The sequence below is a fragment of the Agromyces cerinus genome (assembly GCF_016907835.1).
GTDB classification, from domain to species: domain Bacteria; phylum Actinomycetota; class Actinomycetes; order Actinomycetales; family Microbacteriaceae; genus Agromyces; species Agromyces nitratus.
The window spans coordinates 1,909,928-1,935,089 of the sequence record NZ_JAFBCT010000001.1; the positions used below are offsets into that span (position 1 = coordinate 1,909,928).

Annotated in this window: 21 protein-coding genes; 4 read left to right on the forward strand and 17 right to left on the reverse strand. The window is 71.3% G+C overall.

Annotated features, from left to right (window positions below; all coding sequences use genetic code 11):
• Window positions 1-31: 31 nt before the first annotated feature.
• The 5 genes from JOE59_RS08895 to JOE59_RS08915 form a co-directional block, all read right to left on the reverse strand.
• The gene (locus JOE59_RS08895; protein ID WP_307837012.1) at window positions 32-376 is read right to left on the reverse strand and encodes a peptidase; all 345 of its coding nucleotides are present in this window, start codon (window positions 374-376) and stop codon (window positions 32-34) included.
• Window positions 373-1,548, reverse strand: coding sequence for an inorganic phosphate transporter (locus tag JOE59_RS08900; protein ID WP_204459926.1), 1,176 nt, complete (start codon window positions 1,546-1,548; stop codon window positions 373-375). Before JOE59_RS08900 ends, JOE59_RS08895 begins: the two co-directional genes overlap by 4 nt.
• Before the next feature lie 101 nt (window positions 1,549-1,649).
• On the reverse strand, window positions 1,650-2,132 hold the full coding sequence (locus JOE59_RS08905; RefSeq protein WP_204459928.1) for an 8-oxo-dGTP diphosphatase: 483 nt from the start codon (window positions 2,130-2,132) through the stop codon (window positions 1,650-1,652).
• 2 nt (window positions 2,133-2,134) lie between these two features.
• Complete coding sequence (locus JOE59_RS08910; protein ID WP_204459930.1) at window positions 2,135-3,166, reverse strand: 6-phosphofructokinase; 1,032 nt, start codon at window positions 3,164-3,166, stop codon at window positions 2,135-2,137.
• A 136-nt stretch (window positions 3,167-3,302) separates the two neighbouring features.
• Window positions 3,303-5,426: a DEAD/DEAH box helicase gene (locus JOE59_RS08915; RefSeq protein WP_239560163.1), complete on the reverse strand. Its 2,124-nt coding sequence runs from the start codon at window positions 5,424-5,426 to the stop codon at window positions 3,303-3,305.
• A gap of 258 nt (window positions 5,427-5,684) precedes the next feature.
• On the opposite strand from JOE59_RS08915, the gene JOE59_RS08920 reads away from it, so the two are divergent.
• Window positions 5,685-5,888 carry a hypothetical protein gene (locus tag JOE59_RS08920; protein ID WP_204459935.1) on the forward strand — a complete coding sequence of 68 codons (204 nt, stop codon included), beginning with the start codon at window positions 5,685-5,687 and terminating at the stop codon, window positions 5,886-5,888.
• 34 nt (window positions 5,889-5,922) lie between these two features.
• On the opposite strand, the gene JOE59_RS08925 is transcribed toward JOE59_RS08920, so the two are convergent.
• Entirely contained in the window at window positions 5,923-7,881 is a 1,959-nt protein-coding gene (locus JOE59_RS08925) for a DUF2207 domain-containing protein (protein ID WP_204459937.1), read from the reverse strand.
• 63 nt (window positions 7,882-7,944) lie between these two features.
• On the reverse strand, window positions 7,945-10,281 hold the full coding sequence (locus JOE59_RS08930) for a heavy metal translocating P-type ATPase (protein ID WP_204459940.1): 2,337 nt from the start codon (window positions 10,279-10,281) through the stop codon (window positions 7,945-7,947).
• 78 nt (window positions 10,282-10,359) lie between these two features.
• On the opposite strand from JOE59_RS08930, the gene JOE59_RS08935 reads away from it, so the two are divergent.
• The 3 genes from JOE59_RS08935 (at window position 10,360) to JOE59_RS08945 (ending at window position 14,059) form a co-directional block, all read left to right on the forward strand.
• Window positions 10,360-10,638: a metal-sensitive transcriptional regulator gene (locus JOE59_RS08935; RefSeq protein ID WP_074261209.1), complete on the forward strand. Its 279-nt coding sequence runs from the start codon at window positions 10,360-10,362 to the stop codon at window positions 10,636-10,638.
• Window positions 10,639-10,646: 8 nt separating this feature from the next.
• On the forward strand, window positions 10,647-11,192 hold the full coding sequence (locus JOE59_RS08940; RefSeq protein WP_204459941.1) for an O-acetyl-ADP-ribose deacetylase: 546 nt from the start codon (window positions 10,647-10,649) through the stop codon (window positions 11,190-11,192).
• A gap of 62 nt (window positions 11,193-11,254) precedes the next feature.
• On the forward strand, window positions 11,255-14,059 hold the full coding sequence (locus JOE59_RS08945; protein WP_204459942.1) for an AfsR/SARP family transcriptional regulator: 2,805 nt from the start codon (window positions 11,255-11,257) through the stop codon (window positions 14,057-14,059).
• Between the two features lie 52 nt (window positions 14,060-14,111).
• Here the strand turns inward: JOE59_RS08945 and JOE59_RS08950 are convergent, their stop codons facing one another.
• From JOE59_RS08950 to JOE59_RS08995, 10 genes are all read right to left on the reverse strand, one after another.
• Window positions 14,112-14,897 carry an HAD family hydrolase gene (locus tag JOE59_RS08950; RefSeq protein WP_204459943.1) on the reverse strand — a complete coding sequence of 262 codons (786 nt, stop codon included), beginning with the start codon at window positions 14,895-14,897 and terminating at the stop codon, window positions 14,112-14,114.
• Window positions 14,894-16,321, reverse strand: a complete 1,428-nt coding sequence (locus tag JOE59_RS08955) for an MFS transporter (RefSeq protein WP_204459944.1) — start codon at window positions 16,319-16,321, stop codon at window positions 14,894-14,896. The genes JOE59_RS08950 and JOE59_RS08955 overlap by 4 nt, the downstream gene beginning before the upstream one ends.
• A gap of 85 nt (window positions 16,322-16,406) precedes the next feature.
• Window positions 16,407-17,402, reverse strand: a complete 996-nt coding sequence (locus tag JOE59_RS08960) for a glycerophosphodiester phosphodiesterase (protein ID WP_204459945.1) — start codon at window positions 17,400-17,402, stop codon at window positions 16,407-16,409.
• A 122-nt stretch (window positions 17,403-17,524) separates the two neighbouring features.
• Window positions 17,525-19,012, reverse strand: coding sequence for an SDR family oxidoreductase (locus JOE59_RS08965; RefSeq protein ID WP_204459948.1), 1,488 nt, complete (start codon window positions 19,010-19,012; stop codon window positions 17,525-17,527).
• Window positions 19,013-19,042: 30 nt separating this feature from the next.
• Window positions 19,043-19,282: a hypothetical protein gene (locus tag JOE59_RS08970; protein WP_204459950.1), complete on the reverse strand. Its 240-nt coding sequence runs from the start codon at window positions 19,280-19,282 to the stop codon at window positions 19,043-19,045.
• Window positions 19,283-19,289: 7 nt separating this feature from the next.
• Window positions 19,290-20,150, reverse strand: a complete 861-nt coding sequence (locus tag JOE59_RS08975; RefSeq protein ID WP_204459952.1) for an aldehyde dehydrogenase family protein — start codon at window positions 20,148-20,150, stop codon at window positions 19,290-19,292.
• Window positions 20,147-21,733 carry an aldehyde dehydrogenase family protein gene (locus tag JOE59_RS08980; protein ID WP_204459954.1) on the reverse strand — a complete coding sequence of 529 codons (1,587 nt, stop codon included), beginning with the start codon at window positions 21,731-21,733 and terminating at the stop codon, window positions 20,147-20,149. Before JOE59_RS08980 ends, JOE59_RS08975 begins: the two co-directional genes overlap by 4 nt.
• Before the next feature lie 10 nt (window positions 21,734-21,743).
• A complete protein-coding gene (gene deoC / locus JOE59_RS08985; protein ID WP_204459956.1) occupies window positions 21,744-22,751 on the reverse strand; it encodes a deoxyribose-phosphate aldolase in 1,008 nt (335 codons plus the stop codon).
• A 42-nt stretch (window positions 22,752-22,793) separates the two neighbouring features.
• Complete coding sequence (locus JOE59_RS08990) at window positions 22,794-23,738, reverse strand: sugar-binding transcriptional regulator (RefSeq protein WP_204459958.1); 945 nt, start codon at window positions 23,736-23,738, stop codon at window positions 22,794-22,796.
• Window positions 23,739-23,925: 187 nt separating this feature from the next.
• A complete protein-coding gene (locus tag JOE59_RS08995) occupies window positions 23,926-25,146 on the reverse strand; it encodes an MFS transporter (RefSeq protein ID WP_204459959.1) in 1,221 nt (406 codons plus the stop codon).
• Window positions 25,147-25,162: the final 16 nt, after the last annotated feature.

Here is a 25,162-nt window from a genome sequence, read left to right on the forward strand (position 1 = left end):
CAGGAGGGCGCGACGGGTGGACTGGAGTGGCTCAGGTGAACAGCTTGATGACGTGCTCGCCGACGATCAGGTAGATGCCGTAGATCACGGCCGCGCCGCTGACGACGAAGCACGCCCATGCGCCGACGAGCGCAGCGCGTTTCTGTCGTTCGCTCAGCGGGCTCTTCTTCGCCGCCTTGGCCGCTCGCTTCTCGGCCTGGCGGATCTCGGCGGGTGTCACCACGGTGATCGCGTCGGTGAACTCGGCGGGCGTCACGATGGGTGTGCGCCCCGACAGCGTGAGGAGCCGGACGCCGAGGGCGTATGCGGAGACCACGACGATCGTGCCGATCATGGCGGAGACGAAGACGAGGAGGAACGCACCCAGGTCGATCACGAGGTCACCTTCTTCTTCGGCTTCGGGTTGCGCTTGATCTTCACGGCGCGCCCCGAGTGGGCGACCTCGCTCACCACATTGTGGTGGGAGACCTCGTTGCGCCGCGACCAGAGGAAGATGCCGATGATCACGGAGACGCCGACGATGGTGTCGATGATGATGCCGATGACGCCGAGATGGGCGACGACCGCGGCGAGTGCGCCCACGCCGCCCGCCGCCGGCAAGGTCAGGAGCCAGCCGACACCGATGCGGCCGGCGGTGCGCCAGCGCACCTTCGAACCCCTGCGGCCGAGGCCGGAGCCGATGACCGAGCCCGAGGCGACCTGGGTGGTCGACAGGGCGAAGCCGACGTGGCTCGAGGCCAGGATGGTCGCGGCGGTCGCGGTCTCGGCGGCGAAGCCCTGTGCGGGCTTCACGTCGGTCAGGCCGGTGCCGAGCGTCTTGATGATGCGCCAGCCGCCCATGTACGTGCCGAGGGCGATCGCAATGGCGCAGGTGACGATGACCCAGAGCTGCACCTCGGAGCCGGCGGGCTGCAGGCCAGCAGCGACGAGGGTCAGGGTGATGACGCCCATCGTCTTCTGCGCGTCGTTGGTGCCGTGCGCGAGGGCGACGAGCGACGAGGAGAAGATCTGCGCGTGGCGGAACCGGTCGCGCCCGTCGGGCTTGCCATCGTAGCGCCGGGTGATGGCGTAGGCGAGCTTCGTCGCGCCGTAGGCGATGAGCCCTGCCGTCACCGGGGCGAGCAGCGCGGGCAGGATGACCTTCGACATCACGACCGCGAAATCGATCGCGCCGATGCCCGCACCCACGATCACCGCGCCGATCAGCCCGCCGAAGAGCGCGTGGCTCGACGACGACGGCAGGCCGAGCAGCCACGTGATCATGTTCCACACGATCGCGCCGATGAGGCCCGCGAAGATGAGCTCTGGCGCGAGCGAGCCCATGTCGTCCTCTTTGATGATGCCGCCCGAGATGGTCTTGGCCACCTCGGTGGAGAGGAACGCGCCGATCAGGTTCAGGATCGCGGCGAGCCCGACGGCGACCTTCGGCTTCAGCGCACCCGTGGCGATGGGGGTCGCCATCGCGTTGGCGGTGTCGTGGAACCCGTTGGTGAAGTCGAAGAAGAGCGCCAGTGCGATGACCAGCACGACGATGAGGGTGAGATCCACCGGCGTCTTTCTCTGGGATCGGTGACTCCCGGATGAGGGAGTTCACCAGATGTTCAAGGGACGTGCCTTGCAGAAGCAAGTCCGCCATGCACGAATCGATCCTACGTGACGGTGCTGTGCTCCTCCACCACCGTAGCGAGGTCGGCACCGAACACGAAGGTGCGCCGCACCGTGCCGCCGGCGAGCACGTCGGGCAGCCACCGGCTCGCGTCGTCCCACATCTCGTCGAGCGGGATCTCGCGCACGTCGAACCACACGGGGTCGAGCTCGTCCGACGGCACGGGCTCGCCCGTCCAGCTGCGGCACACGAACACGTTGGACTCCTGGCTCCACGACTCCTTGTGCGGGAAGAGGTAGCTCAGGATGCCGCGCGGCTCGAGGTCGGCCGTCGCGACGACGAGACCCGACTCCTCGAAGACCTCGCGCACCGCGGCATCCGTCGCCGACTCGCCCGGCTCGAGCTTGCCGCCGGGCGCGACGAAGTAGCCCATGCCGAGGCCGTGCTTCTTGCGCCCCAGGAGCACCTCCACGCGCCCCGCCCGCTCGCGCAGGAGGTAGCAGACGCACACCTGGGGCAGTGGCACGCTCAGCCGAAGAGGATCTTCGCCTCGTCGTAGCGCGACTGCGGCACCTGATTGAGGGTGCCGACCGCGTCGGCGATCGAGACGGTCTGGATGTCGGTGCCGCGGAGGGTGACCATCGATCCCCATGCGCCGTCGTAGACCGCGTCGACCACGGCCATGCCGAGGCGCGTCGCGAGCACGCGGTCGAATGCGGTCGGCTCGCCGCCGCGCTGGATGTGACCGAGCACCGTGGCACGGGACTCGATGCCCGTGCGCTCCTCGATCATGGGAGCGATGAGCTCGGCGATGCCGCCGAGGCGGGGGCGGTTGAACGCGTCGAGGCCCTTGTGCGAGTGCGCCTCGGCCATGTCGTCGAACTTGAAGCCTTCGGCGACGACGACCAGCGGCGCCCGGCCGCGATCGCGCACCGACTCGACCCACTCGGTGATCTGCTCGATCGACTGCGGCTGCTCGGGGATGAGGATCGCGTGCGCCCCGCCGGCCATGCCCGAGTGCAGGGCGATCCAGCCCACGTGGCGGCCCATGACCTCGAGCACCATGCAGCGCCCGTGCGAGTCGGCCGTCGTGCGCAGGCGGTCGATGGCCTCGGTCGCGATCTGCACGGCCGTGTCGAAGCCGAATGAGTAGTCGGTGGCCGCGAGGTCGTTGTCGATCGTCTTCGGCACGCCGATGACCTTGATGCCGCCCTCGTCGTAGAGGCGACGGGCTGCGGTCAGCGTGCCCTCGCCGCCGATCGCGACGATCGCGTCGATGCCGTTGCGGTCGAGCATCTCCTGGATCTTCTCGGGGCCGCCGCCCTCGCCCTCGAACGGGTTGGTGCGGCTCGAGCCGAGGATCGTGCCGCCCTGCTTGGCGAGGCCGCGCACGTCGTGGCGCACGATGGGCACGATGTCCTCTTCGACGACGCCGCGCCAGCCGTTGCGGAAGCCGACGAACTCGGTGTCGTACGAGATGACGCCCTTCAGCACGGAACCGCGGATGACCGCGTTGAGGCCGGGGCAGTCGCCGCCCGATGTGAGGATGCCGATCTTCATGCTCGTGGGACTCCTTGTTGCTCTGGGGTTCGTCGCCGGAGCCGCTTCATCGGGGCACGACTCCGGAAGTCTAGCGAACCTCGACTTCCCCTTCCGACCCGGGTCACCCGAGCCGTGCGCCGTGCCTCGAATCGACCTACAGCGCGCCGTCGAGCGCCTGACGCAGCAGGTGCTGCAGGGCGTCCAACTGCACCGAGTCCGCCGAACCGGGCTCGACATCGCTGCCGTCGAGCGCACGGGCTGCGAGCCCCTGCTTCGAGTCGATGAGTTCGGCGATGCGCGCATCGATGGTGTGCGCGGCGATGATGCGCCACGCGGTGACGGGCTCGTCCTGACCGATGCGGTGCACGCGGTCGATGGCCTGCGTCTGCTCGGCGGCGGTCCAGCTGAGCTCGGCGAGCACGACGTTCGACGCGGCCTGAAGGTTCACGCCGACGCCTGCCGCAGTGAGCGAGCAGACGGCGACGGCGACCTCGGGGTCGTTGTTGAACGCGTCGATCGCGGCCTGGCGCTGCAGGGCCGTCTGGTCGCCCCGGAGCGACACGGTGCGCAGCTCACGAGCTGCGAAGGCCGCCTCGGCCTGGTCCATGACGTCGATGTGCTTGGCGAAGAAGACGACCTTGCCGACCGAGCGCGCGAGCTGGGCCGCGTAGTCGGCGGCGAGCCCGGCCTTGGCCTGACCGATGCGTCGCACCATCGTGAAGACGTTCTCACCCGACTTCGTCGCCTTCGACTCCTCGAGCTCCGCGCTCGCGACGGCACGGATGAACTGGTCGCGCTGGTCGTCGTCGAGGTCGCCGACGCGCAGGTGCCGCGCCTCGACGAGTGCGCGGAAGCGTCCGGCGAGACGGTTGCCGAGCTCGCGCTCGGCGGCGCGCACCGAGCGGCCGAGTTCGTCATCGAGTTCGACGGGCAGGTCGGCGATGCGCTTGGCGGGCAGGTCGGCGGCGACGTCGACCTTGCGGCGACGCACGATGCCGAGGTCGATCACGGCGCGGCGTGCGGCGATGTAGAAGCCGGGCTCGGCGGGCGTGAGCCCCGACTCCTCGAGCTTGCCGAGCAGTTCGGGCGAGGGCTTGTCGCCCTCGATCCAGCCGAGGAACTTCCAGATCGCGCGGAAGTCGTCGACGTCGTTGATGAGCGGCGTGCCCGTGAGGGCGAGCAGCAGCGGGTCGCCGCCCGGCGCGGCACGACGGATGCGGTCGGCGAGGGCGAGCACGTTCTTCGAACGCTGCGACTGCAGGTTCTTGATGAAGTGCGCCTCGTCGACGACCATGCCCTTGAACCCGAGGGTCGACAGCCACGCCATGTGGCGGTCGAGCACGTCGTAGTTGACCACGACGACGTCGGCGAAGGCGTCGAGCGTGTCGCCGTCTCCGTGGATGACGGTCGCCCGGCGATGCGGGGTCCACCGCTCGACCTCGCGCGCCCAGTTCATCTTCACGACGTTCGGCACGACCGCGAGCAACGGGTAGGCGCCGGCGACGGATGCCGCGAGCACCGACTGCGCCGTCTTGCCGAGACCCGGCTCGTCCGCGAGCAGGAAGGTGCGGTGCCCCAGCCGAGCGCTTTCGATGAAACGCGCCTGGTGCTTCATGAGCTCGAGGCCGCGCGGCGCGAGCCGGTCGACCTTCGGCGCCTCGGGCAGCTCCATCGTGGCCGCCTGACCACCGGAGCCGACCTCGAACGACTTGAACAGCGGACCGAGCAGCTCCCAGTTGGCGAGCCGACGCACGGGCACGACCGGAGCTGCCTGCTTCGAGAAGTCGGGTGCGAGGAACGGGTTCGCGAGCTGCCGCGAGCGCACGGATGCCGGGATCACCTGGTTCTCGCTGAGCACGGGCGTCACCTCGGCCTCGCGGGTGATGATGAGTTCATCGGGCGACAGCTCGGCACCCGACTCGAGCAGCCAGTCGCGGCGGAACCGCTGGGCGACGGTCGAGATCGAGGCGTCGGGCTCGAGCAGCGCGATGAGGCTCGTGTCGCGGGCCGCGGTCTTCGCGAGGATCTGCGCGATGCCGTCGAGTCGCTTGAGGAGCTCGGAGCGGGCGGCATCCGTGATCTCGGTGTCGGCCTTGACCCGGGCGCGCTCTTCGCGCATGAGGAGTGCGATCACCTGGAACTTCGTGCGGTTCGTCGGGCCGAGCTTGCCCTTCTGCGCCTTCTGCTCCACCTCGCGCACCTTGCGCGCGAGGATCGGGATGATCGGTGCGTCATCGTCACGCGAACGCGTGCGCTGCCGCTGCCTCGTCTGGGCCAATGGTCCTCCAGTGTCTGGGCCGAATCCGTTTGTGCCGAATCCGGCGCCCCCCTCGACATCGTGAGATGGTCGAGACCGCTCGGCGGCACCGAACTGGTCGGTGGCCCGCGGTGCGCGAATCCCGAACCGAGCAGCACGCGAACTCGGGTTCATTCACACCCAGCTCACGCGGTCGGACGAAGAACGGATTCGTCGTGCGCAGAGCCAGTCTAGCCTCAACCCCGTGCAAGATCGGCGCGACAGGCCTACCCTTGCCTCATGGACGGTCTCGCAGGTGCGGGCGACGACCTCTCGCCCGATGATGAATTCACGGTGTCGCAAGACATGGAGTTCGAGGAACTCGACGACGCTGCCGACGACGACGCGCGCTCGATCGACGACAGCCTCGACGACGAGGTACCCGGCGTCGACGCCGAGCGCCGGGTCGATCTCGGCGACGAGCCGGGCGCAGCCGCCGAGTAGCGTCCGGCGCACGAGGGCCGCGACACGGTGACGGTCAGACCCCGCCGCCGCCTCCGCCGCCTCCGCCGCCACCCGCGGAGCCGCCGCCGCCGGAGCCGCTCGACCCGGAACTCGACGCCGACCCCGACCACGACGAGCTGGAGGCGGAGGAGAACGACGAGATGCCCGACGCGAGCACTCCGGCGTTGAACCCGCTGGATCCGGAGTACCAGGAGGGCTCGGTGCCGACCTGCTCGTGCAGCGCCGAGAGCACCTCGGCCCATTCGCGCTCGAGGCCGAAGAGCACGGCGTAGGGCAGCAGCCGTTCGTTGAGCTTCAGCACGGTCACCGGGTCGAGGGCGACGGTCGAGACCGGTGCGCCCGCGACATCCGTCGACGCGGCCCCGCCATCGGATGCCGCGGGCCGCTCCACCCTGAGCGCACCGCTCGGGCTCTGCAGCACGCGGAGCCGGTCGGCCTCGGCGAGCCGGATGTAGAGACGCAGGCCCTCGAGGTGGTCGCGGAGCGCGCGGCCCTGCTCGGTGAGCGGACGTACGCTGGCGACGGCGACGAGCGTCAGCACCGCCGCGAGGAACGCGATGCCGAAGCAGACGGCCGGCCAGAACCCGCCCATCTGGGCATCGAGCGCCATGACGCCGAGCACGAACGAGAGGATCGCGGCCACGCCCGCGATCACGAGGAGCAGCACCCGGAGCCCGAGGGCTGGCCGGCGGCGCAGGCCCGATGCGACCACGCGCTTGCCGATCGCCTGATTGATCCCGTACAGGCGCTTGCCGAGCGCCGTGTCGTTCGCGAGCTCGCGCCGCTCACCGGCTCGGCGGTCGCGGAAGAGCGCCGACACGACCGCATCGGCATCGGGATCGACAGGTGCGCCGCCGCCCACGTACTCGACCGCGTACTTCTTCCTGCCGGATTCGACGATGCGCAACTGACCGGCGACCGCCCGTTCGAGGATCGTCGCCGTCACGCCCTTCGCCGACGCCCCGACCAGATCGGCGGAGACGAGCGTCGAGACGCCCGGCGGCGGCTCGTACTGGGCGATGATCGTGCCGCGCCCGGGATGGTCGCGCCACCGGGTGAGACGCAGGAACAGCGCCGCCGCCGCGGAGAGCACGGCGATCACGGCTGCGACGGCCCCGCCGACCGCAGCGGGCGACGAGCCGAACGCCTCATCGCGCGGCACGAAGGTGTCGGCGTCGAACGCCAGCGCGAGAGTGAGCGTCTCGAGCGGCAGCAGGTCAAACACCTCGGCCGTGATGACGGGCGGTTGCGACTCCTCCTGGAGCGAATCGCAGGGTGTGCTCGAGCCCTCGGTGCCGCGATAGCAGGCGACCGCGCCGGTGCGGGCCGCGTCGAGGTCGTCGCTCAGGTGCAGTTCGGCGCTCACCCGCCCGAACGGCTGGGCCCACCCCGTGCCGTTCACATCCCAGTAGAACTCGTCGATGTTCGCATCGTCGGGTTGCTGCGTGACGTTGTGCTGCCGATAGCTGATGACGTAGGTCTGCTCGCCGTGCACGAAGTCGTCGGCGCGGATCGTGACGTAGAGGAAGTCCCCGTCATCGTCGTCGTCGGACTCCTCGACCTCGAACGAACGCGGCGCGCCGGTGCCGTCGGAGACCGTGATCTGCTCGATGTCGGTCGGGTGCCCGCGGTAGGAGCTCGGGATCGCACGCCGGATGCCGCGGTTCTGGTCGAACTCGGGGAACCGGGCGACGAGCGTCTCGGTCGCGTCGAGCACCGAGCGGCCGCCGTCATCGCGCGAGAGCTGGTAGACGGCGTCGAAGGAATCGAAGGTGAAGTCGTCGAGGCCGCTCGAGACATCTCCGATGACGGATGCCGCAGGCTCGGCGAGTGTTCGCGATGCTGCGGCTGCGGCGCTCGGAGCTGCGGTCATGACCGCTGCGGCCGGGAGCGCCGCGGCGAGCGCGGCCACGAGTCCGACGGCCGCGGCAGCGGCAGCGGTGCCGATCAGTGCGGTGCGGGAGCGGCGCATGCCCCTACGCTAGCGCGGTCGCGGGCCCCGACGGGCTACCCCGTTCGAGGCCCGCGTCGCAGCTCATGCCCGGCGAAGACGAAGGCTGTTCAGCACGACGAACACGCTCGAGAACGCCATCGCGGCGCCCGCGATCATCGGGTTCAGGAAGCCCGCCGCCGCAAGTGGGATCGCCGCCACGTTGTAGGCGAATGCCCAGAACAGGTTGCCCTTGATCGTGCGGAGCGTCGCCCGGGCGAGGGAGATCGCGTCGGCGATGGCCCCCGGCTCGTCGCGCGTGAGCGCGAGGTCGCTCGCCGATGCCGCGGCGTCGGTGCCCCCGCCCATCGCGATGCCGAGGTCGGCCGCCGCGAGCGCCGCGGCGTCGTTCACCCCGTCGCCGACCATCGCGACCCTGCGACCCTCGGCCTGCTCGCGACGTACGATCTCGAGCTTGCCCTCGGGGCTCACTCCCGCGTGGACCTCGTCGATGCCGAGCGCCGCGGCGACCCGGGCGGCAGGGCGCTCGGCGTCGCCGGTCACGAGCGCCGGACGGAGCCCGAGCGCACGGAGCCGGTCGACCGCTTCACGGGCACCGTCGCGCACCCGGTCGCCGACCTCGACGAGCGCCTGCACCTCGCCGGCGGATCCCACGGCGACGAGGGTGTGGTCGGAGGCTGCTGCCCGCGCCTCGAGTGCCGCCGGCATGCGGTATCCGAGCTCGACGAGGAAGGCCGGACGCCCGGCCGCCGCGGGCACCCCGTCGACGACGCCCGAGACACCGAGCCCGGCGTGGGCCCGGAAGTCGTGCACCTGCAGGCCGCGCCACGCCGAGCCCGAGGCATCCGCCCCGTCGACGATCGCCCGCGCGACCGGGTGCTCGGAGCCGCGCTCGAGCGCTGCAGCGAGATCCAGGGCGGCGGCGCCCTCAACGCTCTCGCCACCCTCCGCGCCGTCGGCGGGCGTCACACCGGTGAGGCTCATGCGGCCGGTGGTCAGGGTGCCGGTCTTGTCGAGGAGGATCGTGTCGACGTCGCCCGCACGGTCGAGCGCTTCCGGTCCGGTGATGAGGATGCCGCGTTCGGCGCCCCGCCCGGTGCCGACGAGGATCGCCATCGGCGTCGCGAGGCCGAGCGCGCAGGGGCAGGCGATGACGAGAACGGCGACCGCCGCGGTGATGGCCTGCTCGACCGGGCTGCCGGTGGCGACCCAGACGATCGCGGTCGCCGCGGCGAGCGCGATGACGATCGGCACGAACACCGCCGAGATGCGGTCGGCGAGGCGCTGGGCGCGCGACTTGCCGAGCTGCGCGTCCTCGACGAGGCGCGCGATCTGCGCGAGCCGGGTGTCGGTGCCGACGCGCTCGGCCGCCACGACGAGGCTGCCGCCGTGCACGATGGTCGCCGCGGTCACCGAGGTTCCGGGTGCCACGTCCACGGGCGCGGGCTCGCCGGTCAGCATGCTCTCGTCGACGCCGGCCTCGCCGCGCACCACGACACCGTCCGCGGCGATGCGCTCGCCGGGGCGCACGACGAAGCGGTCGCCGGGGCGGAGCGCCGCGATCGGCACCCGCTCCTCGCGTTCCTCGGCGCCCTCGCCGCGCAGCACCGAGACCTCGCGCGGCGCGAGTTCGAGGAGGGTGCGCAGCGACTGGCCTGCGCGCCGCTTCGAACGGTGCTCGAGCACGCGCCCGAGCAGCAGGATCGTGATGACGCCCGCCGCCACCTCGAGGTAGATGTCGCCGCCCGGGGTGCCCCGCACCCCGAAGGTCCATTCGTGCGTCATGCCCGGCATGCCGGCGTGCCCGAAGAAGAGCGACCAGAGCGACCAGGCGAACGCGGTGAGCGTGCCGAGCGAGACCAGCGTGTCCATCGTCATCGAGCCGTGGCGCAGGTTCACCGCCGCTGCGCGGTGGAACGGCCAGCCGCCCCAGACGACGACCGGCGCCGCGAGCATGAGCGAGAACCACTGCCAGTAGGTGAACTGCAGCGCGGGCACCATCGCGAGCAGCACGACGGGCACGGTGAGTGCGGCCGACACCACGAGACGGGTCATGAGCGGGTCGGATGCCGCAGCACTCGCCCGCCCCGCGGCATCCGTGACGAGGTCGGAACCGGTGGCCGACGCGCCGCGCAGAGACGGCGGGAGCGTGACGTCTGCGCCCTGGTCGCCGAAGTCCGGTTCGGCGGCGGGAGCGGCCGGCACATGGGCGGTGTAGCCCGCCTGGCGCACCGCCTCGACGAGGTCGTCGATCGACGTCGTCGCCGGGAACCGCACGCGCGCCTTCTCGGTCGCGAGGTTGACCTCGGCCTCGACGCCGTCGAGCCTGCCGAGCCGTTTCTCGACCCTCCCGACGCAGCTCGCACAGGTCATGCCCTCGATGCCGAGGTCGATCGTGCGGGTCTCGTGCTGCAGCGTCATCCATGTCTCCTTGGTCGAGGGCCGAGTCCCAACAGTACCCCCCTGGGGTATCTGGCGCAAACGGGGTATCCTGTTGAGGTGATCGAGGACATCAAGAAGCGCGCACTGCACCGCACGAAGATCATCGAGGGCCAGCTGCGCGGCATCGAGAAGATGATCGACAACGACGACTACTGCGTCGACATCATCACGCTCTCCCTGGCCGTGCAGAAGTCGCTCGGCTCCCTCAACAAGCTCCTCGTCGAGAACCACCTGCGCACGCACGTGACCGAGATGTACGACGCCGGCGGTGAGCAGCGCGACGCCGCCGTGGCCGAACTCGTGCGCATCTTCGAGCTCTCCAACAACCGGGGGTAGGCGAGCGGATGCCGCGCATCGAGCTGGTCACGGGCGACATCACCGTGCAGCAGGTCGACGCCATCGTGAACGCGGCCAACTCCTCGCTGCTCGGCGGCGGCGGTGTCGACGGCGCGATCCATGCGGCGGGCGGTCCCGAGATCCTCGCCGAGTGCCGGCGCCTTCGCGCGACCGACCTGCCAGACGGCCTGCCGACCGGCGAGGCCGTCGCGACGACCGCGGGCCGGCTTCCCGCGCGCTGGGTCATCCACACGGTCGGCCCGGTCTGGCCCGGCGACGGCCCCGAGGCCGACGCCAGGCGAGCGCTGCTCGCCGACGCCTACCGCAACTCGCTCGGCCTCGCCGAGTCGCTCGGAGCCGCCTCCGTCGCCCTCCCCGCCGTCTCGGCCGGCGTCTACGGATGGCCCGCAGCGGATGCCGCGCGCGTGGCGCTCTCGACGGCGGCTGCTTCACCGGCGCCGGAGCTCATCCGCTTCGTGCTCTTCTCCCCCGCCATGCACGGCGTCTTCGCCGACGCCGCTGCGGCCCTCGGTCTCACCGTCACCACCGATTGACCCCCGAACGGGGGGAGATTCGGTAGACTCCGGGCGATGTGGTGTCGGTGGTGGCATGCCTCATGACCATGCGCTTCGAGGTGCTGGGTCCGCTCGTGGTGCGTCTCGACGGTCGCGACATCACGCCGCGCGGAGTCCGCACGCGCACCCTGCTCGCCGCCCTCCTGGTCGCCGACGGGGCCCGCGTGACCGACGACCGGTTGAGCGAGCTGCTCTGGGGCGACGACGGAACCGCCGCCCGGCTCCAGCTGCTCGTGCACCGACTGCGAGCGACGCTCGACGACGCCGACCGCCTCCTGCGCGAGCCCGACGGCTACCGGCTCATCGCCGGTGACGACGAACTCGACACCGCCGAGTTCGAGCGCCTCGTGGCATCCGATCGGGGTCGTGCCGCTCTCGCGCTGGTACGTGGCCCCGCGTTCGACGGGTTCGACGGCGAAGCGTTCGAGTCCGCACGCGTGCGCGCCCGCGACGCGCAGCGGACCGTGCAGCACCGAGTGCTCCGCGCCGAGCTCGAACGCGACGATCCGGCCGGGCTCCTCGCCGAGATCGGCGCGGCGGTCGCGGCAGACCCGCTCGACGAAGAGCTCGTCGCCCTGCACATGATCGCGCTGGCCCGCTCCGGGCGCCAGGCCGACGCGATCGACGCCTACTTCTCGCTCCGCTCGGCGCTCGCCGAGGAACTCGGCATCGATCCCGGCGCCGAGATCGACGAGCTGCACCGGCGCCTCGTGTCGGGCGACGCGCTCGATCCAACGCCTGCACCCCGACAGCTGCCGGCCGCCGGCACCCTCGTCGGCCGCGACGCCGAACTCGAACGGCTCGATCTGCTGACCTCGATGGATGCAGCAGGCATCGCGGTCATCTCGGGCACGGCGGGCGCCGGCAAGACGGCGCTCGCCCTCGGCTGGGCACGCCGGGCGCGACGGCACTTCGCTGACGGCAGCCTGTTCGTCGACCTCCGCGGCTTCAGCGAGACACGTCCGCGCGCCACGAGCGACGTGCTCGCGGGCTTCGTGCGGGCACTCGGCTACCGGTGGAACGTCCCCAGCGACGTCGAGGAGCTCGCGGCCCTCTTCCGCAGTCTCGTGCACGACCGGCGGATGGTGATCGTGCTCGACAACGCGAGATCGGTCGACCAGGTGCGGCCCCTGCTGCCCGGCGAGGGTCCCGTGGTCGTCGTCACGAGTCGCGAAGGGCTCGTCGGGCTCGGCGTGCATGTTCCCGTCCACCACGTCGAGCTCGCCGCCCTCGACCGCGACGCCGCCGTCGAACTGATCCGCACGCTGGTGCCGGATCGGGTGCGCCGGGCCGAAGCGGAACGCCTCGCCGCGCAGTGCGCCGGCCTGCCGCTCGCCCTGCAGATCGCCGCGCGCATCGCCGTCACCCATGGGCACGGCGTCGAACGGCTCGCCGACGACCTCGACGCCCACCGCGACCACCTCGATCGGCTGGACACCGGCGACGACTCCCGGTCGGGCCTGCGCACGGTGCTGTCCTGGTCGTACGAAGCCCTCGACCCGCGGGTGCGACGGGTGTTCCGGCTGCTCGGGCGCCTCCCCGATCAGGGCGCGCCCGAAGCCGCCGTCGTCGCCGTCATCGGCGGCGACCCCGGTGATGCACGCACCGATCTGCGTTCCCTCAGGCGCGTGCATCTCGTGGACGTCGACGAACGCGGTCGGCACACCCAGCACGACCTGCTGCGGGCGTACGCCCGGGAGCTCTCGGAGGCCGAACACGGAGCCGGTGCGGAAGCCGATGCCCACGACCGCCTCCTCGCGTACTACGCCGCCGGCTGCGCCGATGCCGCGGCGGTGCTCGTGCCCAGATGGGGACCGATGCCGACGGCGAGTGACGCCCGCGAACCCGACGACGCCGCAGTGAACGAGGTCTCCCCCGCCACCCGCGCCGGCCCGTTCCCCGACGCCGTGGCTGCGCGCGCCTGGCTCGACGACGAGCACGGTGCGATCGCCGCGGTCGTCAGGGCGACCGGACCGGAGTCGGACGCACGGGCGATCGCGATCGTGCTCCGGCTCCGCCCGTATCTGGCTGCGCAGGGATGGCTGGCCGAGGCACGGCTCCTGTTCTCCGACCTGCTGGAGCGCACCACCCGTCGCGACGACCTGCTCGGGCAGGCAACTGCGCTGCGACTGCTCGGCTCGCACGACGCGCACATCATCGACTACCCGTCCGCCACCAGACGCCTCACCCGTGCGCTCGAGTTGAGCCGCCGACTCGGCGACCCCACCGGGGCGGCGATCGCGCTGAACAACATCGCCGAGATGGAGCGGCTGCTCGGCGACCCGGCCCGCGCAGTGGAACGCCTCGAGGAGGCCGTGCAGATCAACGCCGAGGTCGGCGACGTCGCCCGTCTCGGCCTCGGGCACGGCAACCTCGCGCTCGCCCACAACGCGCTCGGCGACCACGAGGCGGCGGAGGCGGCGAGTCGGCTCGCGCTCGAGGCGGCCGACCGGATCGGCTCGGAGCGCGTTCGCTGCCTCGGCCTCCGGGCGCTCGCCGACGCGAAGCTCGGACTCGGCTCGACGGCCGAGTCGGTGCGCATCGCCCGCCGTGCCCACGAACTCGCGCGGAGCATCGACGACCTGGAGATGGAGGGCTGGTCGGCGGAGGTGCTCGGCCGAGCGCTCTCCGCGAGCGGAACGCCCGACGAGGCCGAGCGCATGTTCGAGGCGGCGATCGAAGCGAGCAGACGGAGCGGATCGCTCGCTCAGCTGGCGCCTGCCCTGCGCGCGCTCGCCGAGCTCCGCGAAGGGCGAGCGCCCGAGGAGTCGGCTCGTCTCCTCGAGGAGGCGATGGCGATCGGCGAGCGACTGCGGAACGGCGCGACTGCTCCGATCGAGCCGTGATCGGCGGCCGCGGGGTCGCAGACCACCGGGCCCGCCCTCGCGCCGGGCGCGCTCACGCCAGGCGCGCTCGCGGCATCCACGGCGCCAGTCCGCGTGCCTCCGACATCAGCGTGGCCGCGATCCTGCCGATGTCGGCCGGCGTGCGAACCACGTGGCCGAGGCGTTCGATCCCGGGCAGCCCGGTGCCGACCACGACCGCACGATCGGCCGAGCGCAGCAGCTCCAGATCGTTCAGGTCGTTGCCGAGGGCGAGCACGACGTCGTCGTCCGCGAGAATGCGGGCGAGCCCGTTCGCCTTGTTCGTGCCGGCGGCGACGACGTCGGCGTCTCCCGTCGCGTGCGGGAACACCTCGGCCCGGCCCCCGGCCAACGCCGTGAGTTCCGGCGCCCTGCCGGCGCCGTCGGCGACGCAGAGTTTCACGACCCCGTCGAGCCGCGGCCCGCCCTCCGGCATCGCCCGGCGAGCGCGCTCGCCCATCCACGGCAGTGCCCCCGGCCGGCTCTCGACGAACCCGTCGCCGTAGTCGAGGCAGAATGCGGCATCGACCGCTCCGAGGGCGAGCGCGACCTCCCTCACGAGCTCCGGCAGGAGCGCAGCACGATGCACCTCGCGTCCGCCTTCGCTGACCAGCGCCCCGTTGCAGCACACCCCGCTGATGAACGGTCCGAGCGAACCGAACCAGGCCTCGAGCACTCGCGGCGATCGGGCCGTCGCCACGACGAGCCGCGCGTCGTAGCCGAACACCAACCGGGAGAGCACGGCGCGGATGAGGCGATCAGGGCGGCGGTTGTCGAACGCGATCGTGCCGTCGAGATCGGTGGCGATGACGAGGCTCATCGCGTAGCTCCCGCCTCCGTCTGCGTCTGCCGGCTTCGGTGTCGCGCCGCGCCGACTCCGGCCGCCGCCACCATAGCGACGACCACGAACAGCGCCGAGACGAACATCGCCGGTTCGATGCCGACCGGCTCCCCGACGCCGGGCACGAGGCCGGCCGTCGTCACGAGGGCGATGCCGACCGCGCCGCCGATGTTCTGCGCCGTCGTCAGCAGTCCGGCGGTGGTGGCGCGGGCCTCTTCAGGTGCGGCATCGACCGCGGCGACCGAAACGGCCGGGAACGCCAGGGCGAGCGAGCACCCCACGCCGAGCATCGCGGGCAGGACTCCGACCCATGGCGGCACGGCGAGACCGACGAATCCGAGCCACGCGAGGCTCGCCACGAGGACCGCGGCACCGATGGCCACCGTGGGCCGGGCGCCGATGCGGGTCACGAGCCTGGCACCGGTACCCGCCAGCATGCTGAATGCCAGCGGCTGGGGCAGGATGAGAAGCGCGACGACGAGCGCCGTCGCGCCGCTCTCGACGAGCCCGAGGCTCAGCACGTACATCGACGCGACGACGCCGGCGAACACGCCGGCGAGCGCGAGGCACGCCGAGCGCACGCCCGGCGAACGCACGACCCCGCTCGGGAACCCCCGCACGCCCCTCCTGGCGATGAGCGCGATCACGACGACCCCGAACACGGCGAGCTCGATGCCGGCGACGAGCGCCGACATGCGTCCGATCGCCCCGACGAGGTGAACACCGATCATGAGCCCGGCAGTCAGCAGCACGGCTCCCAAGACATCGGGACGCTCCGTCGATCGGGTTCGGCCGGCGCGAATGCGCCAGGTCGCCGCGAGCACCGCGAGCACCACCGGGATCGAGACCAGGAAGCTCGCCCGCCAGCCGAACAGCGTCACCACGACACCCGGCACGACGAGACCGAGCGAGAAGCCGACGGCGCCCATCGCGCCGTACAGTGCGACCGCCCGGTTCCTCGCCGCACCGCTCGGAAGCCCCTCGGTGATGAGGGCGAGCGCCGCGGGAGCGCTGAGGGCCGCACCCGCGCCCTGCACGAGGCGCCCGGCGACGAGCACCCACGCTTCGGGAGCGAACGCGCAGACGAGGCATCCGACGCCGAACAGGGCGATGCCGAGCAGGAACACGCGACGTCGATCGAGCGTGTCGGCGAGGGAGCCGGCGATCGGCAGGAGCCCGGCGTAGGCGATCAGGAACGCGCTCGCCACGAGCGCCAGTTCGGCCGAGCCGATGCCGACCTCGTCGCGCATCGCGGCGATCTGCACGTTGATGCCCGATGCGCTCATGCCCTCGAGCAGCAGCGCGAGGCAGACCACCACCATGCGAGCCCGGGAGAGCGGCGCGCCCGCTGCGCCTCCGCTCTGCCCACTGCCACTGCTGCTTCGTCGATACCTCGTGCGCATGCCCGCTCCGATCGCTCTCGTCTGGTCGAGAGACATCGTGGGACGGGCGCCTTTCAGCGCACTTTCATCACACGCACTGCGCGCATCACGTGCCCGGCGCGGTGACCGCCAGCCAGTCGTCGAGCTCGCTCGGCTCGTCGGTGATGATGCCGTCGACGCCGAGCGCGCTCACCTCCTCCCAGTGCTCGTGACTGTTGAGCGTGTAGCAGAGCACCGCGACGCCGGCCTCGTGCAGGGCCACGAGTGCGGCCGGTTCGGCGGTCACGGATTCCACGGTCGTGCCGAACCCGATGACCCCGAGCCGCTCGGCCAGCGGCACCGGATTCGCCGGCAGCTCCCGGATCAGCATGATGCGGGGAATCGTCGGCGCGACGCGCTGCAGCGCGAAGAGCGTCTCGAGGCTGAAGCTCTGCAGCACGACCCGCCCACGAAGCCCGTGGAGCTCGATGAGTCCGGTCACCGCACGAATGCCCGCTGCACCCCAATCGGCCTTCAGCTCGATGAGGGCCCGCGCTTCGTCGCGTTCGGCGAGGGCCTCGAGAAAGGCGTCGAGCGTCGGGATGCGGGTGCCCGCGAACTCCTCGCCGTACCAGGCACCGACATCGAGCCGTTCGACCGTGGCAGCATCGAGCTCGCCGATCGACCGGGTGTCTCCCGTGATGCGCTCGAGTGTCGTGTCGTGGAACAGCACGGGCACCCCGTCGCGCGTGAGCTGCACGTCGGTCTCGACAAAGGCGAGTTCGTCCATCGCGAGTTCGAGCGAGGGCATCGTGTTCTCGGGCGCCGCGGCCCGGTCGCCGCGGTGTCCGACGGTGAACGCCGGTTCCCCGGGCTCCCGCAGCGCCCCGAAGACGTCGATGGCGTACACGGTCGGGGGCACCTGTGCGAAGAGCAGCACGCCGGCGAGCACAGCCACCGCGAGACCCGCGAGCACGGCTCTCGGGCCGCGCGAAGGCGGGTCGAAGGTGAGCCGTCGAGCGGCGGTCGGTGCTGCAGGTCGGGGTTCGGAGATCGCGCGGACGGCCTGGGCGGGCCGCCGGCGCACCCTCGCCGAAGCGAGGGTGTCGAGCGGGTGAAGCACGGGTCGGGCCTTTCCACCGTTCGCGCGACGTTGCGCGAGCGGTGCAGGTCACTCTAGCAACGCCGTTACCGTTTCGTTACCTCCCGTTCGCGGGTCGCGCGGCTCCGGCAGCCACCGCCAGGTCATTCCACGGCGTCACGAGGATCGACGCGGAGCGCCGCGGCCTCGGCCTCGGCCGTGATGCGGTTCGCCATGCCCGCGAAGATGATGCCGTGGAAGGGGAAGATCGCCCACCAGTAGAGGCGACCCGAGAGGCCCTTCGGGAAGAACACCGCGCGCTGGCGGTACTCGGCACCGCCCGGCGCCGACCGCGCCTCGAGCTCCAGCCACGCCCGCCCCGGCACCCGCATCTCGGCACGAAGTCGGAGGAAGCTCCCACGGTCGATCGCCTCGACGCGCCAGAAGTCGACGGCGTCGCCGACGTGCAGCGTCTCGGGATCGCGCCGCCCCCGTCGGAGACCGACCCCTCCGGTGAGCTTGTCCGCCCACCCGCGCACCGCCCAGGCGAGTGGGAACGAGTACCATCCGTTCTCACCCCCCACGCCCTCGATGACGCGCCAGAGTTCGCGCGAAGGAGCGGAAGTCCGCCGCTCCCGTGCGTCGAGATAGACCGTGTGCCCCGCCCACTGGGGATCGCTCGGCAGTGGGTCGCTCGGGGCCCCGGCCACCTCGGCGTTGCGCCAGCTCGTCTCGACCTCACCGGCTCGTTCCCGCTCAAGTGCCAACCGCACCGCGACCCGGTAGGGATGCAGCCCTTCCGGTGGCGGCGGAATCACCCGGTCGATGTCGTGGTCGTGCATCACGCAGTCGAATTGGAGCGATTCGATGATCGGCACGGCGATGCGACGCGGAATCGGAGTCACGAGGTTGACCCACTGCCCCGCGAGCCATGGCGTCAGTACCGGGAGCGCCGCGATCGGTCGCTGCGGCAGACCCGCCTCGACCGCGTACCCATTCATGAGCTGCCCGTACCGGAGGATCTCGGGGCCGCCGATGTCGAAGGCACGACTCGCATCGAGTGGCACCTCGGCGGCGGCGATCAGGTAGTACAGCACGTCGCGCACCGCGATCGGCTGGATGAAGCTGCGCACCCAGCGCGGCGCGGGCATGTACGGGAGCACCTCGGTGAGGTGGCGGATCATCTCGAACGACGTCGACCCCGAGCCGATGATCACTCCGGCCTGCAACGCGATCGTCGGCACGCCGGAGGCGAGGAGGATCTCGCCGACCCGCGTGCGCGAGCGCAGGTGCCGCGACAGGCGCTCACCAGCGGGGTGCAGCCCGCCGAGGTAGACGAGACGGCCGACGCCGTGCTCGCGCGCGGCCGTCGCGACATTCGCGGCGATGCGCAGCTCGGTCGACTCGAAGTCCCCGTGCCCGCCCATCGAGTGCACCAGGTAGTAGACGACGTCGACGCCCCTGGTCGCAACGTCGACGGACGCCCGATCGGCCAGATCGCCCTCGACGACGTCGACCTGATCGCGCCACGGCACATCGCGGAGGCGTTCGGCCCGGCGTGCGAGCACGCGGACCTCGTACCCGGCGGCGAGCAGCCTGGGCACGAGGCGTCCGCCGATGTAGCCGGTCGCTCCAGTCACCAGCACGCGCATGCGCAACCTCCTCACCCGGTGGCGAACGGCCTACGAACGTTCGTTGCCCCGTCGATAGTTGCCGCTCGCCCGGGCCAGCAGGTGCTGCGCCTGCGTCTCGTCGGCGCGCTGCAGCGCGGCGACGAGTCGTGCGGCCTCGCGTCCGCCGACGGTCATCACCGCATGACCGCCACGCGAGACGATCATGCCGCCCTGCTTCGTGATTCGGTACTCGAAGGGGTCGGTCGCGAGCCGGCCCCGTTCGTCTGACGCGCCATTGCGTCCGGACATCGTGCTCCTATCGCAGGCTCTTCGTGTGCCAGACCGTCTTGGTCTCGGTGAACGCGGCGATGCGACCGAGTGCCGGCGCTGCGGCATCCGCGCCCGACTCCGGTCGCAGCACGCGCTTCAGTGTGTCTGCCGCGTCGATCTCGAGCGAGACCCAGTCGAGCGCGCCCGCGCCCACGAGGTCGAGCGCGTTGACGTCGGCGTGGCTCGCGAGCCACGGCGCGATCTCGGCCGGCGAACCCGTGAGCACGTTGACGACACCCTTCGGCACGTCGCTCGTGGCGAGCACCTCGGAGAGGCTGATCGCCGACAGCGGGAACCGCTCGCTCGCGACCGCCACGACGGAGTTGCCGGCGACGAGCGCCGGCGCCACGGCCGAGACGAAGCCGAGGAGCGAGGAGTCCTGCGGCACGACGACCGCCACGACGCCCGTGGGCTCGGGCACCGAGATGTTGAAGTACGGCCCGGCGACCGGGTTCGCGTTGCCGACGACCTGGGCGAACTTGTCGGCCCATCCCGCGTACCAGACCCAGCGGTCGATCGCCTCGTCGACCTGAGCGGATGCCGCGGCGCGCGTGACCCCCTCGGCCTCCTCGATCTCGGCGACGAACTGCGCCCGACGCCCCTCGAGGAGCTCGGCGATGCGGTAGAGCACCTGGCCGCGGTTGTACGCAGTGGCGCCCGACCAGCCCGAGACGGCGGCCCGTGCGGCGACGACCGCGTCGCGGGCGTCTTTGCGGGAGGCCAGCGCGGCGTTCGCGAGGAACGAGCCGTCGGCCGCGAGCACCTCGTAGGTGCGGCCCGACTCGCTGCGCGGGAACGCTCCCCCGATGTAGAGCTTGTACGTCTTCGGCACGGCGAGGCGGCTCATCGCTTCGATCCCTTCGTGGAGGTCTTGAGCGTTCGCGCGGGCTTCGCGGCCCGCGAGCGCTTCGCGGGCGCCGAGGCATCCGCTTCGACGGCCGCGGTCGACGACCCGGCTGCGATCGCCGCACGGCTCGTCGACGACTGGCCGATCGGGGCGGGCGCGAGATAGGCGCCGAGCCCGTGGCGGCCGCCCTCGCGGCCGTAGCCCGACTCCTTGTAGCCGCCGAAGGGCGACGCGGGGTCGAAGCGGTTGAAGGTGTTCGCCCAGATCACGCCGGCGCGCAACTGGTCGGCGACCGCGAGGATGCGACTGCCCTTGTCGGTCCAGATGCCCGCCGAGAGGCCATAAGGGGTGTTGTTCGCCTTCGCGATGGCCTCGGCCGGAGTGCGGAACGTCAGCACCGACAGCACCGGGCCGAAGATCTCCTCGCGGGCGATGCGGCTCGAGGTCTGCACGCCCGTGAAGATCGTCGGTGCGAACCAGAAGCCGTTCTCGGGGATGTCGCAGGGCGCGGTCCAGCGCTCGGCACCCTCGGCCACGCCGATGTCGGAGAGCGTGCGGATGCGCTCGAGCTGCTCCTTGGAGTTGATCGCGCCGATGTCGGTGTTCTTGTCGAGCGGGTCGCCGAGGCGCAGCGTCGAGAGGCGCAGCTTCAGTCGCTCGACGACCTCGTCGTGGATGTTCTCCTGCACGAGGAGGCGCGAGCCTGCGCAGCAGACGTGCCCCTGGTTGAAGAAGATGCCGTTGACGATGCCCTCGATGGCCTGGTCGATGGGTGCGTCGTCGAAGACGATGTTCGCGGCCTTGCCACCCAGCTCGAGCGTGACCTTCTTGTCGGTGCCGGCGACCTGCTTGGCGATCGCCCGGCCCACGCCGGTCGATCCGGTGAAGGCGACCTTGTCGACGCCCTCGTGCGCGACGAGCGCTGCGCCGGTGTCACCTGCCCCCGTGATGATGTTCACGACACCGGCGGGCAGCTCGGCCTGCTGCAGGATCTCGGCGAAGATGAGCGCCGTCAGCGGCGTCGTCTCTGCGGGCTTCAGCACGACGGTGTTGCCGGCGGCGAGCGCCGGGGCGATCTTCCACGCGAGCATCAGCAGCGGGAAGTTCCACGGGATCACCTGCGCGGCGACGCCGAGCGAGCGGGGGTTCGCGCCGAGGCCGGCGTGATCGAGCTTGTCGGCCCAGCCCGCGTAGTAGAAGAACCAGGCGGCGACGAGGGGCACGTCGACGTCGCGCGACTCCTTGATCGGCTTGCCGTTGTCGAGCGACTCGGCGACCGCGAGCTCGCGGGCCCGCTCCTGCACGAGGCGGGCGATGCGGAAGAGGTACTTGCCGCGATCGCGCCCGCTCATCTTCGACCAGGTGCGGTCGTAGGCGCGGCGGGCGGCGGCCACCGCGGCGTCGACGTCGGCGGTGTTCGCGTTGGCGATCATCGCGATGCGCTCTTCGCTCGCCGGGCTGATGGTCTGGAACGGTTCGCCGCGGCCGTCGACGAACTCGCCGTCGATGAAGAGGCCGTAGCTGTCGCGGAGCGAGAGGATCGCCCGCGACTCGGGGGCGGGTGCGTAGTCGAGGAAGCTCATGATGTCCGTCTCAGTCGATCGTCACGTAGTCGGCGCCGGAGTAGTGCCCGGTCGCGATCTTCTGCCGCTGCAGCAGCACGTCGTTGAGGAGGCTCGAGGCGCCGAAGCGGAAGAGGTGCGGTTGCAGCCAGTCTTCGCCGACGGTCTCGGCGACCGTCACGAGGTACTTGATGGCGTCTTTCGACGAGCGGATGCCACCGGCCGGCTTCACGCCGATGCGCTGGCCAGTCGCGAGGTGCCAGTCGCGCACGACCTCGAGCATGAGGAGGGTGACGGGCAGCGTCGCCGCCGGGGCCACCTTGCCGGTCGACGTCTTGATGAAGTCGCCGCCCGCGAGGATCGAGAGCCACGATGCGCGGCGCACGTTGTCGTAGGTGACGAGTTCGCCGGTCTCGAGGATCACCTTGAGGCTCGCGCTCGTGCCGTCGGGTCGGGCGCAGGCGGCCTTCACGGCGGCGATCTGGTCGAAGACGAGGCCGTATCGGCCGGAGAGGAACGCACCGCGGTCGATGACCATGTCGATCTCGTCGGCACCTGCTGCGACCGCCTCGGCGGTGTCGGCGAGCTTGATGTCGAGCGAGGCGCGGCCGCTCGGGAAGGCCGTGGCCACCGCGGCGACCGAGATCAGGCCGTCGTCGGGGTCGCCGTGCGCGCCGCCGAGGGCTTCGACCGCGTACGGCACCATGTCGCCGTAGACGCAGACGGCCGCGACGCGGGGCGTCGAGGGGTCGGACGGGTCGGGAGTGACCGCCTTCGCGACGAGCGAGCGCACCTTGCCGGGGGTGTCGGCGCCTTCGAGGGTCGTGAGGTCGATCAGCTCGATGATGCGGTCGAGCGCCCATTTCTTGGAGCTCGTCTTGATCGAACGGGTGCCGAGCCCGGCGGCGCGCTGCTCGAGGCCGACGGCGTCGACGCCTGCGATGCCGTGCAGGTAGCGCCGCAGGGTCGCATCGTCGGGCTCACCGCCGAGCACGGCGATGGCCCGCTCGCGGGCGGAGACGAGGGAGGTGCCTGACATGAGAGGAGACCTGGCTTTCGTGAGTGGTGCGATGAGGCGGCGTCAGCCGTCGAGGAGATGGAGGGCGGTGGCCTCGTCGGTGACGAGCACCGAGCAGAGCCGGCTGCGTACGACCGCGTCGGCGACGGCGTGCTTGCCGGGGCCCGAGATGACGGCGATCGCGTGCTGAGCCTTGCGGAGTTCGTCGAGCGTGAGCCCGACGGTGCGCGCATCGAGTGCGGGGTCGACGATGTTGCCGTCGGAGTCGATGTATCGGCCGACGACGTCGCCGACGGCGCCCTTCTGCACGAGCAGGTCGACGTCGGGCACCGAGAGGTACCCGCTCTCGACGTGCACCGAGGAGTGGTCGGCGGCGCCGGCGCTGAACAGGTAGGCATCGGCGGAGCGGGCGAGTTCGATGACGCCCGCGACGACGCGGTCGGACTCGATCGCCTCTTTCGTCTCGAGACGCTCGAGGATCGCGGGGCTCGGCAGCAGGGTGGCGCTGCCGCCGCCCTTCTGGGCGATGCCGACCGCGGTGGCTGCGGCGGTGCCCGGCCGGCGGTTGAGGCTCACTCCGCCGTTGATCTGCACGACGTTGACGCCGGTCGCCCAGCCCTGCCGCAGGTGCTGGGAGATCTCGAAGAGCGTGCGGCCCCAGCTGACGCCGAGCGTGCGCGGCACCGGTCGCAGCGCGGTGAGGTAGTCGGCGGCTGCCTGGGCCGTGCGCGCCTGCAGCTCTTCTGGCGAGGTCACCCCGGCGGTCGAGACGACGATGGCATCGGCCAGGCCGCGCTCGTCGCGAAGCCGCCGCTCGATCGGCAGGCGCCGCGCCCTCGGGTGCAGGATCTCGATGCGGATGAATCCGCGCTGCTTCGCCTGGGCGAGGAGTCGACCGACCTTCCACCGGGTGAGGCGCAGCGCCTGCCCGATCTCGTCCTGGGTCTTGTTCTCCTCGTAGTAGAGCTCAGCAGCCCTGATCGAGAGCAGTTCGTCGATCTCGTCCATGCGCCTCCTCGTTCCTCCTCCAGCGTAGGCAGGTGGGTGCGCATCGGCAACACTCGCAGGCGATCGTGCTCACATGAGCAGAGCAGCAGCGGATGCCGCGCGCGCTCGCAGCACCGATGACACGGGCGCTCCGCGCGCACGGAACCCCGAGTGACCGGCGCATCGAAGCCCGCCAGCCGACCGCGCGTCAGCGACCCAGCGAGTGCTCGTCCTCGAGATACTGCGGGCGGGCGACGACCACGCCCGCGATCGCCGCAGGCACCGCCGAGGCGAGCAGGAACAGGATCGGCCAGGTCCATCCGCCCGTCGCCTCGTGCAGGAGCCCGACGACGAGCGGGCCGACGGCGACGATGAGGTAGCCGCCCGACTGCACGAAGCCCGAGAGCGCGACCGAGCCGGCGTGCGTTCGCGTACGCAGGTTGATGAGCACGAGGGCGAGCGGGAAGAGCAGCGGCCCGATGCCGGCGAGCGCGACCCACAGCCACGTCGCCCAGCTCGGCACGAGCAGCAGCCCGAGGTAGCCGGCCACGAACGTCGCCACCGCGACGGCGACGAGCAGTCCGACCTTGCCGTAGCGTGCGGCGAGCAGCGGCACGAGCAGCCCTGCGGGCAGGCCCATCGCCGCGTACAGCGAGAGCAGCGCACCTGCCTCAGCCGGCGAGACGCCCGCGATGTCGTGCAGGATCGTCGGCAGCCATGCGAACGCCGCGTAGGCGTTGAAGCCCGAGACGGCGAACACGATCGTGAGCGACCACGCGAGGGGCGAGCGCAGCGCGTACCGGAGCAGGCCGGGATCGGCCTCTTCGGGCAGCGCCTCGGGGGCCTGGCGCTTCGGATGGAGGAGCATCGCGATCCACGGCACGAGCGAGATCGCCGCGACGAAGGCCCACTCGCCCAAGGAGACCCGCCAGCCCACCGCGTCCGCCACCGGCACGGCGATGAGCGGCGGCGTGAACGTGCTGACCGACATCGCCGTCACGTAGATCGTCGTGACGAGGCCGATGCGGTCGGGGAAGTATCGCTTCACGAGCGGCGGCAGCAGCACGTTGCCCACGCCGATCGCGGCGAACGTCACCGCCGAGGCGGCCACGAGCCAGAGCGCCGAACCGGCGACCCCGCGGCCGGCGAGGCCGAGCGTCAGTGCCACGAGCGCGACGACGAGCGTCAGTTCGAGGCCGAGTCGCTTCGCGACCATGGGCGTCAGGATGCCGAACAGCGCGTAGCAGAGCGGCGGCAGCATGCCGAGGAAGCCCACGACGGCCGGCGCGAGCGGCATCTCGGCCTCGAGCTGGCCGAGGATCGGCGAGAGCGACGCCACCGCGGTGCGGAGGTTGAACGCCACCAGCACGATGCCGATGAGGGCGAGGGATCGGCCCGCCCAGAGCGGTCGGGGCGGGAGCGAGATCATTCCCTCGAGTCTAGAG